Origin of the sequence: Micromonospora sp. DT229 (genome assembly GCF_049844505.1) — a bacterium.
Lineage (GTDB): Bacteria > Actinomycetota > Actinomycetes > Mycobacteriales > Micromonosporaceae > Micromonospora.
Map to the genome: position 1 here is coordinate 423,063 of NZ_JBNCLD010000001.1, position 17,047 is coordinate 440,109.

At 71.4% G+C, this 17,047-nt stretch carries 14 protein-coding genes; 7 read left to right on the forward strand and 7 right to left on the reverse strand.

What is annotated here, in order from left to right:
* Window positions 1-4: 4 nt before the first annotated feature.
* Window positions 5-688: a response regulator gene (locus tag ACLQ2T_RS02050; RefSeq protein WP_425764266.1), complete on the reverse strand. Its 684-nt coding sequence runs from the start codon at window positions 686-688 to the stop codon at window positions 5-7.
* Entirely contained in the window at window positions 685-1,890 is a 1,206-nt protein-coding gene (locus ACLQ2T_RS02055; protein ID WP_425764267.1) for a sensor histidine kinase, read from the reverse strand. The genes ACLQ2T_RS02050 and ACLQ2T_RS02055 overlap by 4 nt, the downstream gene beginning before the upstream one ends.
* Before the next feature lie 150 nt (window positions 1,891-2,040).
* Here ACLQ2T_RS02055 and ACLQ2T_RS02060 point away from each other — a divergent pair, with 150 nt between their 5' ends.
* The 3 genes from ACLQ2T_RS02060 to ACLQ2T_RS02070 all read left to right on the forward strand — a co-directional run bounded on the left by ACLQ2T_RS02060 (window position 2,041) and on the right by ACLQ2T_RS02070 (window position 5,205).
* Window positions 2,041-3,498, forward strand: a complete 1,458-nt coding sequence (locus ACLQ2T_RS02060) for an LVIVD repeat-containing protein (protein ID WP_425764268.1) — start codon at window positions 2,041-2,043, stop codon at window positions 3,496-3,498.
* 131 nt (window positions 3,499-3,629) lie between these two features.
* Window positions 3,630-3,851: a DUF2188 domain-containing protein gene (locus ACLQ2T_RS02065; RefSeq protein ID WP_425764269.1), complete on the forward strand. Its 222-nt coding sequence runs from the start codon at window positions 3,630-3,632 to the stop codon at window positions 3,849-3,851.
* Window positions 3,852-3,993: 142 nt separating this feature from the next.
* Window positions 3,994-5,205, forward strand: coding sequence for an SLC13 family permease (locus ACLQ2T_RS02070; RefSeq protein WP_425764270.1), 1,212 nt, complete (start codon window positions 3,994-3,996; stop codon window positions 5,203-5,205).
* A 76-nt stretch (window positions 5,206-5,281) separates the two neighbouring features.
* Here ACLQ2T_RS02070 and ACLQ2T_RS02075 read toward each other — a convergent pair whose 3' ends face one another.
* Window positions 5,282-6,892 (reverse strand): asparagine synthetase B family protein, encoded by a 1,611-nt coding sequence (locus ACLQ2T_RS02075; RefSeq protein ID WP_425764271.1) that lies wholly within the window; start codon window positions 6,890-6,892, stop codon window positions 5,282-5,284.
* Window positions 6,893-6,896: 4 nt separating this feature from the next.
* A complete protein-coding gene (locus tag ACLQ2T_RS02080; protein ID WP_425764272.1) occupies window positions 6,897-7,853 on the reverse strand; it encodes a hypothetical protein in 957 nt (318 codons plus the stop codon).
* A gap of 186 nt (window positions 7,854-8,039) precedes the next feature.
* Between ACLQ2T_RS02080 and ACLQ2T_RS02085 the strand changes: the two genes are divergently transcribed.
* On the forward strand, window positions 8,040-9,785 hold the full coding sequence (locus tag ACLQ2T_RS02085; protein WP_425764273.1) for a DEAD/DEAH box helicase: 1,746 nt from the start codon (window positions 8,040-8,042) through the stop codon (window positions 9,783-9,785).
* A 62-nt stretch (window positions 9,786-9,847) separates the two neighbouring features.
* Here ACLQ2T_RS02085 and lon read toward each other — a convergent pair whose 3' ends face one another.
* On the reverse strand, window positions 9,848-12,169 hold the full coding sequence (lon, locus tag ACLQ2T_RS02090; protein WP_425764274.1) for an endopeptidase La: 2,322 nt from the start codon (window positions 12,167-12,169) through the stop codon (window positions 9,848-9,850).
* A 266-nt stretch (window positions 12,170-12,435) separates the two neighbouring features.
* Here lon and ACLQ2T_RS02095 point away from each other — a divergent pair, with 266 nt between their 5' ends.
* Entirely contained in the window at window positions 12,436-12,780 is a 345-nt protein-coding gene (locus tag ACLQ2T_RS02095; protein ID WP_425764275.1) for a histone-like nucleoid-structuring protein Lsr2, read from the forward strand.
* Window positions 12,781-12,890: 110 nt separating this feature from the next.
* Here the strand turns inward: ACLQ2T_RS02095 and ACLQ2T_RS02100 are convergent, their stop codons facing one another.
* Together ACLQ2T_RS02100 and ACLQ2T_RS02105 are read right to left on the reverse strand one after the other, a co-directional pair.
* Window positions 12,891-14,165, reverse strand: a complete 1,275-nt coding sequence (locus ACLQ2T_RS02100; protein WP_425764276.1) for a hypothetical protein — start codon at window positions 14,163-14,165, stop codon at window positions 12,891-12,893.
* A gap of 282 nt (window positions 14,166-14,447) precedes the next feature.
* Window positions 14,448-15,362 (reverse strand): hypothetical protein, encoded by a 915-nt coding sequence (locus ACLQ2T_RS02105; RefSeq protein WP_425764277.1) that lies wholly within the window; start codon window positions 15,360-15,362, stop codon window positions 14,448-14,450.
* 93 nt (window positions 15,363-15,455) lie between these two features.
* Between ACLQ2T_RS02105 and ACLQ2T_RS02110 the strand changes: the two genes are divergently transcribed.
* Window positions 15,456-16,184 (forward strand): helical backbone metal receptor, encoded by a 729-nt coding sequence (locus ACLQ2T_RS02110; RefSeq protein WP_425764278.1) that lies wholly within the window; start codon window positions 15,456-15,458, stop codon window positions 16,182-16,184.
* A gap of 132 nt (window positions 16,185-16,316) precedes the next feature.
* Window positions 16,317-16,889, forward strand: a complete 573-nt coding sequence (locus ACLQ2T_RS02115; RefSeq protein WP_425764279.1) for a hypothetical protein — start codon at window positions 16,317-16,319, stop codon at window positions 16,887-16,889.
* Window positions 16,890-17,047 lie beyond the last annotated feature (158 nt).

A 17,047-nucleotide genomic window follows, 5' to 3' on the forward strand; every position in this document is an offset into this window, starting at 1 on the left:
CGCCTCAGGTCGTACGCCGCGGCTCCGTACCGGGGACGACCAGGCCGCTCTCGTACGCCAGCACCACGGCCTGCACCCGGTCGCGCAGTCGCAGCTTGGCCAGGATCCGGCCGACATGGGTCTTCACGGTCGCCTCGGCGACATGCACCCGCTCGGCGATCTCCGCGTTGGCCAGCCCCTGCGCCACCAGCAGCAGGATCTCCCGTTCACGCTCGGTGAGCTGGGCCAGCCGGGGGTCCTCGGTGGGGCCGGTGCCGAGCTGACCGGCGAACCGGTCGAGCAGGCTCCGGGTGATCGAGGGGGCGACCACGGAGTCCCCCTGGGCGACCACCCGGATCGCGGCCAGCAGTTCCTCCGGTGGCACGTTCTTGAGCAGGAAGCCGCTGGCCCCGGCGCGCAGTGCGGCGAAGGCGTCGGCCTCGGTGTCGAAGGTGGTCAGCACCAGCACCCGGGGTGGGCCGGCGGGACGGTCGGCGCAGAGCCGGCGGGTGGCCTCCACCCCGTCCATGGTCGGCATCCGGATGTCCATCACCACCACGTCCGCCTCGACCCGGGAGAGCAGGCGCAGGGCGTCCGCGCCGTCGATGGCCTCCCCCACCACCTCCAGGTCGGGCTGGGAGTCCAGCACCATCCGGAACCCGGCGCGGACCAACGCCTGGTCGTCCACGATCACCACCCGCACGGTCATGCCGCGATCACCTCCGCTCCGGGCGATGACGGTAGCGGCAGCCGGGCCAGCACCTGCCAGCCCCCGGCCAGTCGCGGACCGGCGGTGAGGGTGCCGTCGTACACCGAGACCCGCTCGCGCATCCCGACGAGGCCGTGGCCGCCGGACGGTGCCGGACCGGCCGGGGGGCGACCCTGCCCGTCGTCGGTGACCCGCAGCGCGAGGGCGCCGGCGGTACAGGTCAGCTCGACCTGCACCTGGGCGCCCGGTCCGGTGTGCTTGAGGGCGTTGGTGAGGGCCTCCTGCACCAGGCGGTACACGGTCAGTTCGAGGGCCGGTGGCAGCGGGGTGGGCAGGTCGCCGACGGTGTACCGCACCTTGAGCCCGGCCTCGCGGAAGCGGTCCAGCAGGGCGGGCAGTTCGGCCACCACCGGGCGCCGGTGGGCCGGTTCGGCGGTGGACACGGCCGGGGACTCGGCCGGCGACTGCGGCTCCCGCAGTACCCCGACCAGCCGGCGCATGTCGTCCAGGGCCCGCCGACCGGTGTCCGCCACGGTCCGGACCGCCTCCCGGGCGGTCTCCGGGCTGCTGTCGAGCACGTACCGGGCCCCGTCCGCCTGGGCGATCATGACGGCCATGCTGTGGGCCACCACGTCGTGCAGTTCCCGGGCGATGCGGGTGCGCTCCTCGGCCACCGCCGCCCGGGCCTCGGCCTCCCGTTCCCGTTCCAGGGTCGCGGCCCGCTCCTCCAGGCTGAGCACGTACAGGCGGCGGGTGCGGACGTTCAGGGCGAACAGCCAGACCGCGCCGGTGATCAGGAGGTAGAAGACGGCGGTGAAGTACCAGATGCCCGGGGTGGAGGTGCGGACCGCGGCGAACACCGCCCCGACGGCGGCGACCAGTCCGGCGACCACCCCGGCCTGGAGCCGGTCGGCGTACTTGACCACGCTGTAGAGGGCGATCAGCACGGCCACGTCGTACGGCAACGGGGCCCAGCCCAGGGCTACCTGGACGAAGCCCAGCACCGCCACCACGGCGGTCACCGTCACCGGTCGGGCCCGCCGGGCCAGCAGGGCGAGGCCCATCGCCATCCCGATCGCGGCGGCCCACCAGCCACCGGGCTGGGCCCGCGCGCCGGCCGTGCTGACCAGGATCACCGGAGCGGCGACAGCCAGGTCGAAGGCGATGCTGCGCACCGGGTGCCCGAAGACCATCGTTTTCATCGGCACCCAGGGTACGCAGGGGTTTCGGGGCGGAGAGCGGGTCGCCGGGCACTCACAGTCGACAGCCCGATGTGACCTGAATCACATCGACCTTGGTGACTGGGGCGTACGGTACGAACATCCTCCTTCCTGTCTCGAAGGGTGTCGCCGATGGACGTATCGACTCCGTCCCGGGGGCGGTGGTTACGCCTCACCAGCGCCGTCGCCACCGGACTCCTGCTCGCCAGCCTCGCCACCGCCGCACCGGGCAGCGCCCAGCCGGTCGCGCAGGTGGCCACCGACTCCACCTCGGCCGTCGAGGCGCCCCTGGGCGTCGACGAGATCTCCAGCAGCCCGAACCTGCGGCTGATCGCCAACCTGCCGAAGCAGTCGCCGTTCAACACCACGAACGCCCTCGGCACCGACATCGCCTTCCAGGGCAAGTACGCCTTCGTCGGCAACTACGACGGGTTCGTCATCTACGACGTGTCCCGCCCCAGTCAGCCGAAGATCGTCTCCCAGGTGCTCTGCCCGGGCGCCCAGAACGACATCTCCATCTACGGTGACCTACTGTTCCTGTCGACCGACGCCTCCCGCAGCGACGACTCCTGCGACAGCGTCTCCCAGCCCGCCTCGATCAAGGAGTCGTGGGAGGGCATCAAGATCTTCGACGTCCGGAACAAGAAGCAGCCGCGCTACCTGAAGTCGGTGGAGACCGCCTGCGGCTCGCACACCCACACCCTGGTGCCGGCCAAGAACAACAAGTCGGTCTACCTGTACGTCTCCTCGTACAGCCCGCAGGACGCCTTCCCGGACTGCAAGCCCCCGCACGACTCGATCAGCATCGTCAAGGTGCCGCTGAAGAAGCCGACCGACGCCGCCGTGGTCGCCACCCCGAACCTCTTCCCGGACGGCGGCTACGAGGGCCGTACGGGTGCCTCGGCGACCACCGGCTGCCACGACATCACCGCCTACCCGAGCAAGGACCTGGCCGCCGGGGCCTGCATGGGCGACGGAGTGCTGCTGGACATCAGCAAGCGGGAGGCCCCCCGGGTGCTGCACCGGGTCCGGGACACCACCAACTTCGCCTTCTGGCACTCGGCCACCTTCAACAACCGGGGCACCAAGGTCGTCTTCACCGACGAACTGGGCGGTGGCGGCGGCGCCACCTGCAACGAGACCATCGGCCCGGAGCGGGGCGCCAACGCCATCTACGACCTCACCGGCCGAGGCGACAAGCGCAAGCTGGAGTTCCGCAGCTACTACAAGATCCCGCGGACCAACGGGGACACCGAGAACTGCGTGGCGCACAACGGTTCCCTGATTCCGGTGCTCGGCAAGGACATCATGGTCCAGGCCTGGTACCAGGGCGGCATCTCGGTGTGGGACTTCACCGACTCCCGCCGGCCCACCGAGATCGGCTTCTGGGAGCGGGGACCCCTGTCGGACACCCAGATGATCGTCGGCGGCTCCTGGTCGGCCTACTACTACAACGGGCACATCTACTCCTCCGACATCCAGAAGGGGTTGGACGTGCTGGCCCTGGAGGACTGGCGGACCTGGACGGCCAAGCTGGTCCAGTTCCGTGAGTTGAACGTGCAGACCCAGCCCAGTTACCTGAGCTGGTAGGAGGTCGCCCAGGCGGACCCGGTCAGCCGGCCGGGTCCGCCTCAGCGCATCCCCCGGACCGAGGCTCGCGTTTTGTCCCTGGCGTCCCGGGTACCTCGTCGGCACCTCTGGTACCAGGAAGGGATGCCGAGATGACCCGCACCGAGTATCACGTCGTGCCCGACGGTGGCGGCTGGAAGGTCGAGCAGGGCGGCTCCGTGGTCGGCACGTACGACACGAAGGAGCGCGCGGTCTCAGCCGGACGCGAGGTGGCGCACGGCAACGAGCCCAGCCAGCTCGTGGTGCACACCGCGGACGGCCGCATCGAGACCGAGTTCACCTACCGGGACGACCCCTACCCGCCGGTCGGCTGAGATCGGGACACCTCGCCGGTCGGCGTCGACACCGCCTGTGACGCCGACCGGCGAGGCGTTCTGATCCCCCCGGTGCCGCCGCCGTCACCTCGGCCGGCTCCGGTGCCGACCAGACCCTGCGGACGTGCGAGGATGGCCGGCCGTGACCGCCATCGGGGACCCCCCGACATCCCCCGCCCGCCGACCGCACCCGCTGGACGTGATCGCCGTCGGGCTGACCCTGGCCGGCGCCGCCTGTGTCCTGACCGGGCTGCTGCCCCGCGCGGACGCCGCCGCCACCCTCACCCGGATCCTGCCCCTGCTGATCTTCCTCGGCACGGTGGTGGTGCTGGCCGAACTGACCGCCGCCGCCGGGGTCTTCGACGTGCTCGCCACCCGACTGGCGCAGGCCGCCCGGGGCCGGTGGACGGCACTGTTCGCGCTCTGTGTCGGATTCGCCGCGCTGACCACCATCGTGCTCAACCTGGACACCACCGCGGTACTGCTCACCCCGGTGATGCTCACCCTGGCGGTGACCCTGCGCACCCAGGTGGCGCCCCTGGCGGTGACCACGGTCTGGTTGGCCAACACGGCCAGCCTGCTGCTGCCGGTCTCCAACCTGACGAATCTGCTGGCCAGCGAGCGGATCGGGCTGGACCCGCTGGCGTACCTGGGCCTGATGTGGCTGCCCCAACTGGCGGCGATCACGGTGACCGCGGTGCTGCTCTGGTACTTCTGGTGGCGCCGGGACTCCCCGCCCGACGGGCGGTTTCCGCCACCGCAGGTGCACCGGCCCGCCGATGCGGTGCTGTACCGCACGGCGCTCGTCGCGTGTCTGCTCTTCGTCGCCGCGATCCTGCTCGGGGCGCCGGTCGGGCTCGCCTCGGCGGTCGCCACCGGCCTGCTGCTGCTCGGCTTCGTGCTGCGCTCCCCCGGCACCCTGCGCCCGGCCCTGCTGCCCTGGCGGCTGCTGGTCTTCGTCACCGGGCTGTTCCTGGTGATCCAGACCGTCGGCCTGCACGGGCTCAACGACCTGGTCGCCTGGCTGGCCGGTGACGAAGGGGGCACCTCGGGGGTACTGCGCGCCGGTGGCACCGGCGCCCTGCTGGCCAACCTGGTGAACAACCTGCCCGCGTACCTGGCCGGGGAGGCGGTGCTGCCCACCGGGGACCGGCAACGCCTGCTGGCCCTGCTGGTCGGCACCAACATCGGCCCGCTGGCCCTGCCCTGGGCCTCCCTGGCCACCCTGCTGTGGCTGGAGCGGTGCCGGGCCGCCCGGGTGCGGGTGCCACTGGCGCGGTTCCTGCTGACCAGCACCGTGCTGGCGGTGCTCGGCACCTTGGCGGCGGTCGGCGCCCTGCTGCTCACCGGCTGAATCCGGTCCGACTCTTGTTACGAGGAGAGCTGAGGCGCGCGTCCGCCGCACGGCGCACGACCCGGTAGACCGGGGGTCAGCCGGGCAGGGGTGCGCCGTCGCTTCGGTTGCGGCGCGGGGTGACCAGCCGACGCACCATCGGAGCGGCGTTCCACCGGGCCGCGCCGACCAGGTCGCGGGCATGTTCCAGCACGGTGTAGTCACGTCGCGCCCGCCCGGCGGCGATCGCCGCCTCCAGGTCGTTGTCGCAGCGGGACAGCACGCTGTCGAAGTCACGACGGACCGGCTCGGACAGGTGGTAGCCGAAGGCGCGGTGCAGTCGGGCGAACAGCGGCTTGTACAGCCGGGCCCGCTCGTGCAGGCCGGAGGAGTACGACATCGGGTTCTTCGGCCGCCGCCGGATGTAGTCCGGCAGCAGGTCGGCGAAGGCCCGCCGGACGATCCACTTCTCCTGGCCCTCGCGCATCTTCAGCTCGATCGGCAGGCGCATCGCCAACTCGACCAGGGCCAGGTCCAGGAAGGGCACCCGGGCCTCCACCCCGAAGCCCATGCTGGTGCGGTCGACGCGCTGCAACTCCGTACGGCAGAGGTTGCGGATCCTGTGCAGGAACAGCCGCCGGGCCGCCTCGGGCCCTACCTCGTGATACATCGGGTAGCCGCCGAACAGTTCGTCCGAGCCGTCGCCGGTGAGCACGACCTTGACACCCAGTTCGGCCAGGCGCCGGAAGATGGGCACCGAGACCACCGCGTTGATGATGTCGCCGTACTCGGTCAGCTCGGAGATCCGGATGGCCTCCCGCACGTCGGCCAGCCGGATGTCGCGTGGCCGCAGCTCGACCACCTCGTGCCGGACGCCCAGGTCGCGGGCCAACCGCCGGGCGTACGCCACATCCGGGCTCTCCGGCACCCCGACGGTGACCGCCACGCAGTCCGGGTGCGCCTGCACGGCGTGCAGCAGCACCAGCGAGCTGTCCAGCCCGCCGGAGAGCACCACCCCCACCGGGAGGTCGGTGTCCAGGCGCACCCGGATGCTGTCGGTGAGGGTGGTACGGACGAGCAGGGCGGCCTCGTCCGGATCCGTCACCGCCGGCGCCCCGGTGCCCAGGGAGAGCAGGTCCACGTACGGCCGCAGGTGGACCCGGCGGTCCGCGTCGACCCAGCCGTGCTGGCCCGGCGGCACCTCGACCACCGGCGCCCCCGCCCGGACCAGGGCCTTGATCTCGCTGGCCAGGTGCAGACATCCCGGGGTACGCGACCAGTACAGCGGCTTGACCCCGAGGGGATCCCGGGCCAGGTACACCCGGCGGGTGGCCCGCTCCACGATGGCGATGGCGTACTCGCCGCGCAGCCGGGTGACCATCCGCTCGCCCCACTGCGCGAAGGCCGCGAGCACCACCTCGGTGTCGCTGGTGCTGCGGAACCGGTGGCCCAGGCCGCTCAGCTCCGCCCGCAGCTCATGGTGGTTGAAGACCTCCCCGTTGTAGCAGAGCAGCCACCGTTCGTCGGCCGACACCCACGGCTGCACCGCCCGGTCCCGGTCCACCACCGGCAGTCGGCGGGTGCCGGCCAGCAGGCCGGTCTCGTACCAGGTCTCGGTGACCTCGCCCCGGGTGGCGAGCACCGCGAGCATCCGGCGGAAGATCACCGGATCGGCTTCCGGGCCCAGGCTGAGCACGATTCCGCACACCGCCTCAGATCCCCATCTCGGCTTCGTAGGCCCGGCGCAGTCGCGCGGTGGCGGTCGGGGCGAGACAGATGTGCCAGGCCTGTCCCTCGTCGACCACGTTGATCTCACCGCAGCGCTGCCGGTCGAGCAGCAGCCCGGCCAGGGTGTCCCGAACCCCGAAGTGGTCGAACCACTGCATCTCCAGGTCGGCCGCCCAGCCCAGGCAGTGTCCGCTGGGCACCATCGCGGCGTAGCCCAGGCGCCGCAGCCGGTACTGGTGCTCGGCGCTGCGCACCAGGCTGGTCACCCACAGCGGCGGGGTACCGGCCGGGGTCACCGCGGCGAACTCGCGACCGAGGTCGTTGAGCAGGGCCACCACCTCGCGACGAGCCCGACGGAACAGCAGACCGGCGGTACGCGGAGTGGCGTCCGGCAGCATCCGGCGGCGCAGGGCGCGTACTCCCCGTCCGACCAGGTTGCGGGGTTGTCCGGTGTAACGGAAGTTCAGCAGATCCCGCCGCCGCAGCCAGTCCAGGTCGACCAGTTCCACGCTGTGCCGCACCTCGATGTCGGTGAGGAAGGTGGCCGCCTCCCGCCACCACATCACGTCGACGCGCGACAGCAGGTAGATCCGCACCAGGGCGGTCAGGTCGGCGGCGGAGCTGCGGGTGTTGGGCTGATACCGGGCCATCTCCAACAGCAGGGTCTCCCGGGCGCCGACCAGCCCCTGGGGGGTGGCGTCCAGGACGGCGGCCAGGGCCGGCTCCCGCAGCCGCTGATCGATCAGCACCTGGCGGGCCTTGGTGCTGCTGGCCGAGGCGAGCGCCCCCACCTCGACGAGCAGTTCCGCCACGGCCTGGCGGTAGGCGTCCAGATCGGGACCGGTAGCGGCCGGTGGTCGTACCGGGCCGCGCGGGCGACGCCGGGCCGGGGCGGCAGGAGGACCAGGCCGCTGTCCCGGGCTTCGACTGGGCACTCGCATGGTCGGGTCCTCTCTCCCGGTGCGGGGTTCGCCTGTCGCCGACACTAACCACACGTACCGGGATGAGTCCGAACAATCCTCCTATCTTCCCCGAAGGGGTGTGGAGCGGCCTAATCGCCACTGGTCGTTGCCGGTGTTGCGGTGGTCGCCGCACTGCGCCCGCAGTGGTAATGAAAAACTTGACCCATGAGTTCCACGCCCGTACTGCCGGACCCGTCCACCGAGCCGCCCGCTTTCGCGGACCTTGGCCTGCGTTCCGAACTGCTCGCCGCGCTCTCCGCGCTCGGCTACGAGGAGCCCACGCCGATCCAGCGGGAGGCCATCGGCCCGCTGCTGGCCGGCCAGGATCTGCTCGGGCAGGCCGCCACGGGCACCGGCAAGACGGCCGCGTTCGCCCTCCCACTGCTGCAACGCATGCCCGACGAGCGACCCACCGGCGACCCGGTCGCCCTGGTGCTGGTGCCGACCCGGGAGTTGGCCGTGCAGGTCTCCGAGGCCTTCCACCGCTACGGCAAGGAACTCGGGGCCCGGGTGCTGCCGATCTACGGCGGCCAGCCGATCGGCCGGCAGTTGCGCGCCCTGGACAACGGGGTCGACGTGGTGGTGGCCACCCCGGGACGGGCGTTGGACCACATCGCCCGGGGCACCCTGCGGCTGGGCAACCTCGCCACGGTGGTGCTGGACGAGGCCGACGAGATGCTCGACATGGGTTTCGCCGAGGACATCGAGGCGATCCTGGAGCACACCCCCGAACAGCGGCAGACGGTGCTGTTCTCGGCGACCATGCCGGCCCGCATCGACGGGATGGCCCGCGCACACCTGACCGATCCCGTACGCATCCTCATCGCCCGGGAGCAGACGGTCGCCGGGGAGGCTCCCCGGGTGCGCCAGAGCGCGTACCTGGTGGCACGGGCGCACAAGCCGGCGGCCCTGGGCCGGGTGCTCGATGTCGAGTCGCCGACCGCGGCGATCGTGTTCTGCCGCAGCCGGGAGGAGGTCGACCGGCTCACCGAGACGATGAACGGACGCGGGTACCGGGCCGAGGCGCTGCACGGCGGAATGAGCCAGGAACAGCGCGACCGGGTGATGGGCCGCCTCCGCGGCGGCACCGCCGACCTGCTGGTCGCCACCGACGTGGCGGCCCGTGGGCTGGACGTCGAGCAGCTCAGCCACGTGGTCAACTACGACGTGCCCTCGGCCCCGGAGTCCTACGTGCACCGCATCGGCCGGGTCGGCCGGGCCGGGCGGGAGGGGGTGGCGATCACCCTCGCCGAGCCCCGGGAGCACCGGATGCTCAAGACCATCGAGCGGGTCACCGGGCAGCGGATCACCATCGACAAGATCCCGACCGTCGCTGATCTGCGTACCCGTCGGTTGGAGCTGACCCAGGCGGCGCTGCGGGAGAGCCTGCTGGAGGACGACCTGGATCCGTTCCGGGTGATCGTCGAGTCGCTCAGCGACGAGTTCGACCTGATGGAGGTGGCGCTGGCCGCGGTGAAGCTGGCCCACGAGGCGACCCTGCCGGGCGCCGAGGAGGCCGCAGAGGAGATCCCCCAGGTCGCGGTTCGTGCCGCCCGGGACATCCGGCCCGGGGCCGATCCCCGCGGCGACCGCCGTCCGTCGCGGCCCCGCACCAACGGCACCACCCAGGTCTTCATCGGCCTGGGCCGGCGCGCCGGGGTGCGTCCCCAGGACCTGGTGGGTGCCATCACCGGGGAGACCGGCATCAAGGGCCGCGACATCGGCACGATCGAGATCGCCGACCGGTTCTCCCTGGTCGAGGTGCCGATCGCCGTCGCCGACGAGGTGATCGCCGGGCTGCGGGGCAGCACCATCAAGGGCCGCAAGGCCACCGTACGCCGCGACCGGGACGGCGGCGACGCAGGCGGTGCGGAGCGACGGTACGAAGGCGACCGCCGGGACCGCCGCTGAACCACGACCCGGGAAGGGTCCCCTGCCATGCGGGATGCGTTGGCAGGGGACCCTTCCTCACCTCAGGCGAGGGTCAGGGTGCGGGCCTCGGCCTCGGCGGGGCGTAGCGCCAGGGCCAGGACGTCGGCGACATCGGCCAGGGTGTGCACGGTCAGCGCCTCGCGTACCTCGGTGGGCAGGTCGTCGAGATCCGGCTCGTTGCGGGCCGGGATGATCACCTCGGTCAGGCCGGCCCGGTGGGCCGCGAGCAGCTTCTGCTTGACCCCGCCGATGGGCAGCACCCGGCCGGAGAGGGTCACCTCGCCGGTCATCCCGAACTCGGGGCGTACCGGCCTGCCGCTGGCCAGCGAGGCCAGGGCGGTGACCATGGTGATGCCCGCGCTGGGGCCGTCCTTGGGCACCGCACCCGCCGGCACGTGCAGGTGGATCCGCCGCCCGGCCAGGGAGTTGGGGTCCAGGCCGAGGCGGCGGCCGTTGGCCCGCAGGTAGGACAGGGCGATGTGCGCGGACTCCTTCATCACCTCGCCGAGTTGACCGGTGAGGGTCAGTCCCGGCTCACCCTCCATGCTGGTCGCCTCGATGAACAGCACGTCTCCCCCGGCGCCGGTGACCGCCAGGCCGGTGGCCACCCCCGGCACCGCCGTACGCTGCGCCGACTCCGGAGTGTGCTTCGGCCGACCGAGGTAGCGGACCAGGTCGTCGACGCCGACCAGGACCGGGGAGGGGTCGGCGGTCAGGGTCACCGCGACCTTGCGCATGATCTTCGCCAGGGCCCGTTCGAGCTGGCGTACGCCGGCCTCCCGGGTGTACTCCCCCGCGATGCGTCCCAGGGCGGCGTGGTCCACCTCCACCTCCTCGACGGTCAACCCGGCCCGTTCCCGCTGCCGGGGCAGCAGGTGGTCCCGGGCGATGGCGACCTTCTCCTCCTCGGTGTAGCCGTCCAGGGTGACCAGTTCCATCCGGTCCAGCAACGGACCGGGGATGGCCTCCACCACGTTGGCGGTAGCCAGGAACAGCACATCGGACAGGTCGAGGTCGACCTCCAGGTAGTGATCCCGGAAGGTGTGGTTCTGGGCCGGGTCGAGGACCTCCAGCAGGGCGGCGGCCGGATCGCCCGCGTACCCCGCGGAGAGCTTGTCGACCTCGTCGAGCAGCACCACCGGGTTCATCGAGCCGGCCTCGCGCAACGCCCGCACGATCCGGCCGGGCAACGCGCCGACGTAGGTACGCCGGTGACCCCGGATCTCCGCCTCGTCGCGGATGCCGCCCAGGGAGACCCGGACGAACCTGCGGCCGAGGGCCCGGGCGACGGACTCACCGAGGCTGGTCTTGCCGACCCCGGGCGGCCCGGTCAGGGCCAGCACCGCCCCGGAACCCCGGCCCCCGACCACCCCGAGGTCACGTTCGGCCCGCCGGTTGCGTACCGCCAGGTATTCCAGGATGCGGTCCTTCACGTCGGACAAACCGGCGTGGTCGGCATCCAGCACCGCCCGGGCCGCGGTCAGGTCGGTGTTGTCCTCGGTACGGGTGCTCCACGGCATCTCCAACACCGTGTCGAGCCAGGTACGGATCCAGCCCGCCTCCGGGGAGGCGTCACTGGCCCGCTCCAGCTTGCCGACCTCGCGCAGCGCCGCCTCGCGTACCTTCTCGGGCAGGTCGGCGGCCTTGACCCGGGTGCGGTAGTCGGCCGTGCCGTCCGGGGCGTCCTCGCCGAGTTCCTTGCGGATCGCGGCGAGCTGCTGGCGCAGCAGGAACTCCCGCTGCGTCTTCTCCAGTTCCTCGCGTACGTCGGAGTTGATCTGCTCGGTGACCTCCTGCTCGGCCAGGTGGTCCTTGACCCAGCCGACGAGCAGTTCCAGCCGCGCGGTGACGTCCGGTGCGGCCAGCAGTTCGGTCTTCTGCGCCAGGCTGAGCCAGGGCGCGTAGCCGGCCGAGTCGGCCAGTTCGGACAGGTCGGTCATCCGCTCCACCGCGTCGATGACCTGCCAGGCGCCGCGTTGCTGAAGGACGGAGGTGACCAGGGCGCGGTATTCGCGGGCCAGTTCCCGGGCTCTGCCGGCCGGGGCGGGTTCGTCGATCTCGGACGCCTCGACCCAGAGCGCCGCACCGGGACCGGGCACCCCGGTGCCGATGCGTGCGCGGGCGATGCCGCGGATCACGGCGGCCGGCTCGCCGCTGGGCAGCCGGCCGACCTTCTCGATGGTGGCGATCGCGCCGACGGAACCGTACTCGCCGTCCAGGCGGGGCACGGCCAGCAGCCGGTGGTCGCCGGTGGCACGGGCCGCGTCGACCGCGGCCTGGGTGGTCGGGTCGAGGGTCACCGGGATGACCATGCCGGGCAGCAGTACGGCGTCGGTCAGTGGAAGTACCGGAAGAGTTGCCATCGAGCACCTGCTATCCCATTGAGTTGAGCGTGTCAGGCTCAAGTCACGAGGAACCCTCATTGTTCCTCGATGTGATCCAGGACACCGGAACGGTCTACCTGATCTCCCCGAGGGACCCTGCGCCGCCTCTGCAAGCAAGGTGAGCTATTCGGGATTTCAATGAAGCGCAAAACGCCGCCCGCAGCAAGGCGTGCGTTTGTTGCGCAATTGGCGGCGCATACGTCAAACTTTGACCACACCCCGCCACACACAGGGAGTAGTCAACGATGGCGAGAAAAGTAATCACAGTGCTTACCGACGACCTCGACGGCGGTAAAGCCGACCGAACGCTCGAGTTCAGTCTTGATGGCGTGGCGTACACCATCGATGTCTCCGACGAGAACGCGGGAGTCCTGCGCAAGGCGCTGGATCCGTTTATCAATGCCGGACGCAGGCTCGGCCGGGGTACCGACCTCGGCCGCAGCGTTCGTCGTACCACCGGCCCGGCGACTCCCGGAATGAACCGGGAGCAGAACCGCGCCATCCGCGAATGGGCGCTCAGCAACGGATACAAGATTTCCGAGCGAGGTCGCATCCCGGTCGAGGTGGTCGAGGCGTACAAGAACCGCTGAACGACGCTCGCCTGCGCAACTCACAGCGTGCGATATTTCCCCCGACCACCAGGGCCGCCCGGAGGAGTCCTCCCGGGCGGCCCTGGTCGTTGCCGAGTCAACTCACGACATCAGTTGACCTGAATCCGTACCGCGTCGAAGGCCGGGGTCTGGTTCGCCCGCTCCGACATCGGGATGCGGTGCGATCCGTCACCGGCCCAGACCGCACACTGAGCGATACCCGATTCCGGCAGCCCCGGAATCTGAATGACCACGCTGTCCGGCTGACGCCCACCGCCACCGTCCTCGGTCGCGACGAAGAAGGCCGGCACCGGATCGGGGGCGGGCGCCTCGTTCGTGTTGTTCAACATCCGGCACGCGGTGTGGAAGTGCCCCCGGGTCAGCCCCTCGCCGTTGAGCAGGGAACTCTCCAGGTAGTAGCCGCCCTGCCCGGCCGGCAGGAAGCGGTCCCGGACCAGGTTACGGGTGCTCACCCGGATGGCGAAGCCCTGGTTACGGTTGATCTGCTGGGGAAACTCGGTGATCAGCAGTGACGGGTTGTTGGCCGCGGAGCCGACCTCACCGAAGGCGGTGCTGATGCAACGGTTGCCGTTCTGGAAGCCGTCGTGCGGCTGCAACCGGCTGTTGTTGCAGTTGTTCGCCAGCACCTCGAGGCCGTTGTTGCCGTTGTTCGGGTTGCCCCCGTTGTTGTTGCCGCCCCCGTTGTTGTTGCCGCCCCCGTTGTTGGGATTCCCGCCCCCATTGTTTCCGCCGTTGTTGTTGTTGACCGGCCGCACCTGGCAGTTGGCCAGATCTGCCAGGCCACGCGGACGCGGACCGAACCGGTCGATGGCGATGGTGATCCGGTCCAGGGTGGCCCGGCGCTTGCTGGCCAGCGGGCCCAGGATGGCGTTGTTGATGAAGCCCTGCCCCTTGTTGCCCTCGGCGGCGAGTCGCTGGTCGGCCTCGGTGATCTGGGTCTGCAACAGGCCCAGGTTCCGGTCCACCTCGGCGCGGGCCCGGTCGGGCACCTGAGGCAGCCGGCTGACCACGTCCGGGCAGGCCACGGCCTGGGAGCCGGTGGCGGCACCGCCGCCGTTGCGGGTCTCCTGGCACTCCTCGATGGTCTGCTGTCCGTCACCCCAGTGATTGGTCACCCACCGGCCGTTCTGGAAGGTGCGGGTGGTGGTGGCACCACGAGCGGCCGGCGCGGTGGCGCCCGGAATCGGCGCGACGCACTCGGCTGCCACCGGACGGGGCTGCTTGTTCGGCCGTCGGTCACCGGCCGATGAGATCTGGGTAACGGCGACCACCCCGCCGAATACGGCGAGGGTGGCACCGGCGGCCAGCAGTCGCTTCGTCCGCGTGTTACCGGATGGTCGGCGGGACCGGGGGGACCTGCGCATCGAATTGCTCTCCTTCTCGATCCGGTACCTGATTCGTGACTCGACGGACCGAACGGAATCGTGGTGGCACGCCCGGCGGACATCCGAACGCGCCGATGGCACGTCGACTAGCGACGATGCCCTTTCCGCACCGTCTCCCGCGCCTGTCGGTGCGGGTCGGGGAGATCCTGTCCATTCCCGGTGAGGTACGGACCCGCCAGGGGGGCCGGTTCAAAGTCTGCTGACTTTTTTTCACCGCAGGGCGCGGCGGCAGCATCGGTGGGGGTGTTCCACCGGCGGAGGTCAGAGCTGGCAGAGATGGTCGTACGGGAAGCCGTCGACGAGTTCGTCGCGGCGATCCCGCAGTCGCCGAATGTCATCGCGCAGTTCCGCACGATCAACCAGAACCGGAATGCCGGCGTCCAGCCGGCGCAGCCGGTCGCCGACCGCCAGGGTGGCCAGATCCTCGGCCAAGCGAGCGGGATCCACCCCGCAGGAAAGGCGATGGACCTCCAGCGACACCCGTTCCACAAGGCACTCCCCGGGGCGTACCTCGACCCAGGCCCAGCCCTCGGCCGGGCCGGCGCTCCACTGCACGTGCAGTCCCCGCAGGATCGGATCGGCCAACCGTCGGGCCACGTACGCCTCGACCGCGTCGGCCCGGGCCAGGGCGCCCAGGTCGTTGACCGCGCCGGTGCGGCCATCGGGCAGCCGGCCGATGATGTCGCGGAACCCTACGGCGGCCACCTCGGTCCCGGCGCCGCCCTCGGCGTACCGGCGGGCGTCGATCAGGTAGGTCAGGATGCCTGGCCCGTGCTCGACCGCGTTCAGGGTGGTCGAGACGATCCGCAGGACCGGCAGACCGACCGCGGCGGTGACCGCTGCCAGGGCCCGCTCGGCGCGGCGGGCGGCCGGGTCGGGCGACGGCGGCCGGAGCTGCACGGCGAACTCGACCTGGTCAGCGTCGGCGGCCCGGACCACGAGGTCGAGCGGTTCCCGGGCGGCGAGGTTCCACTGGTTGGCGGTCAGGCCGGTGGGCCGCCGCCGGACCAGGTCACTGAGACGCAGGCCGGCATGCACCCGCCGCCCCGCGCGCACGAGCACCTCATCGCGTCCCGCCCCGACCGGGACCATCGCCGGCCGGGAGTCGTCGCCACCGGTCATCGTCGCATCCACCCCATCCTGCCGCCGACCGACCGAGTCTAGGATGACGATCATGCGGGTCTTCTGCCCTGGGCCCGCTCCGCGTAGAAACCGCTGCGCCCGCCCGGCAGGGTGGGTCCTTCCGCGGCGTGGCTAGGAGGTGCACCGGTGCGGGTGGTCTCCCTGGTACCCTCGCTGACCGAGGCGGTCGCGGTGACCCTGCCCGGCCTGCTGGTAGGGGCCACCGACTGGTGCTCCCACCCGGAGGATCTGGAAGTGCCACGGGTGGGCGGCAGCAAGTACCCCGATCTGGACCGGATCCGCGCCCTGCGCCCGGACCTGGTCCTGCTCAACACCGAGGAGAACCGGCGCGAGGACGCGGACGCGCTGACCGCCGCCGGAATACCGGTACGGGTCACCGGTCCGCGCACAGTGGACCAGGCGCTCACCGAGTTGGCCGACCTGCTGAGGGATCTGGGGGCCGGCACGGAACCCGGATGGTTGGCGGCGAGCCGACGGGCCTGGGCCCGACCACCACAGCCCGACCGGGTACGACGGGCCGTGGTGCCGGTGTGGCGGCGGCCCTGGGTGGTGCTCGGCGGCGACACCTTCGCCGGGGACGTGCTACGCCGGCTCGGTGTGCATCACGTGTACGAGGCGCACCCGCAGCGGTACCCTCGATTCAGCCTGGCGGAACTGCGGGCGACCGGACCGGACCTCGTCGTACTGCCGGATGAGCCGTACCGGTTCACCCGCGACGACGGGCCGGAGGCCTTCGCCCCTCTCCCCTGCGCCCTGGTCTCCGGACGACATCTGACCTGGTACGGCCCCTCGCTGGCCGAGGCGCCCGACCTGCTGGCCGGTCAACTCGCCGACCTGGTCGTCGGCGCCGGCTGAGCTACGCGAGGTCCCGACCGACCGGGACCAAGGTCCCGCCCGGTCATGGCCTGGTCGGCCCTGCACACCACCCACCCGGCAGGCGTCCAATAGAGATGCCACCGGGACAGCGGTGCGAAGCGAAGAAGGGACGTGGACACCATGACCGCGATCACGCAGCGGAACACCGCCACCGCCAAGACCCCCGGGGCCGCAACCGTCCGGGAGCAGAGCACCAACAAGCGCGCCAGCCGCTACCTGCTCGGCGGACTCCGCCTGGCGCTGGGCTGGATCTTCCTCTGGGCCTTCATCGACAAGCTGTTCGGTCTGGGCTTCGCCACCGAGGCGAAGAGCGCCTGGATCAACGGCGGCAGCCCCACCAAGGGCTTCCTGACCTTCGGGGTCAGCGGCCCGTTCGAGGGCTTCTACAGCGGCATCGCCGGCGCCGCCTGGGCGGACTGGCTGTTCATGATCGGCCTGGCCGCGATCGGTACCGCGCTGATCCTCGGCATCGGGATGCGCATCGCCGCCGTCAGCGGTGGGCTGCTGCTGGTGATGATGTGGACCGCCGCCCTGCTGCCCGCCAACAACCCGTTCATGGACGACCACCTGATCTACGCCGGTGTCCTGGCCCTGCTCGCAGTGACCAACGCCGGTGACACCTGGGGCCTGGGCCGCCAGTGGGCGCGGCTGCCGATCGTCAAGCGCTTCGCCTGGCTCCGCTGACCTGAATCACCTCCCCCCACGCGGCGGGGGGGGCCCCCCGGGGGGGCCCCCCCCCCGGGGGGGCCCCCCCCCCCCCCCCCCCCCCCCCCCCCCCCCCCCCCCCCCCCCCCCCCCCCCCCCCCCGCCCTCGCCCCGTCGATCTTGCGCTTTTGGTCGCC

Excerpts from the sequence above, each read along its gene's own strand:
- ACLQ2T_RS02050 (WP_425764266.1), bottom strand. The coding sequence starts at position 688 with ATGACCGTGCGGGTGGTGATCGTGGACGACCAGGCGTTGGTCCGCGCC.
- ACLQ2T_RS02055 (WP_425764267.1), bottom strand. The coding sequence starts at position 1,890 with ATGAAAACGATGGTCTTCGGGCACCCGGTGCGCAGCATCGCCTTCGAC.
- ACLQ2T_RS02060 (WP_425764268.1), top strand. The coding sequence starts at position 2,041 with ATGGACGTATCGACTCCGTCCCGGGGGCGGTGGTTACGCCTCACCAGC.
- ACLQ2T_RS02065 (WP_425764269.1), top strand. The coding sequence starts at position 3,630 with ATGACCCGCACCGAGTATCACGTCGTGCCCGACGGTGGCGGCTGGAAG.
- ACLQ2T_RS02080 (WP_425764272.1), bottom strand. The coding sequence starts at position 7,853 with ATGCGAGTGCCCAGTCGAAGCCCGGGACAGCGGCCTGGTCCTCCTGCC.
- ACLQ2T_RS02085 (WP_425764273.1), top strand. The coding sequence starts at position 8,040 with ATGAGTTCCACGCCCGTACTGCCGGACCCGTCCACCGAGCCGCCCGCT.
- lon (WP_425764274.1), bottom strand. The coding sequence starts at position 12,169 with ATGGCAACTCTTCCGGTACTTCCACTGACCGACGCCGTACTGCTGCCC.
- ACLQ2T_RS02095 (WP_425764275.1), top strand. The coding sequence starts at position 12,436 with ATGGCGAGAAAAGTAATCACAGTGCTTACCGACGACCTCGACGGCGGT.
- ACLQ2T_RS02100 (WP_425764276.1), bottom strand. The coding sequence starts at position 14,165 with ATGCGCAGGTCCCCCCGGTCCCGCCGACCATCCGGTAACACGCGGACG.
- ACLQ2T_RS02105 (WP_425764277.1), bottom strand. The coding sequence starts at position 15,362 with ATGATCGTCATCCTAGACTCGGTCGGTCGGCGGCAGGATGGGGTGGAT.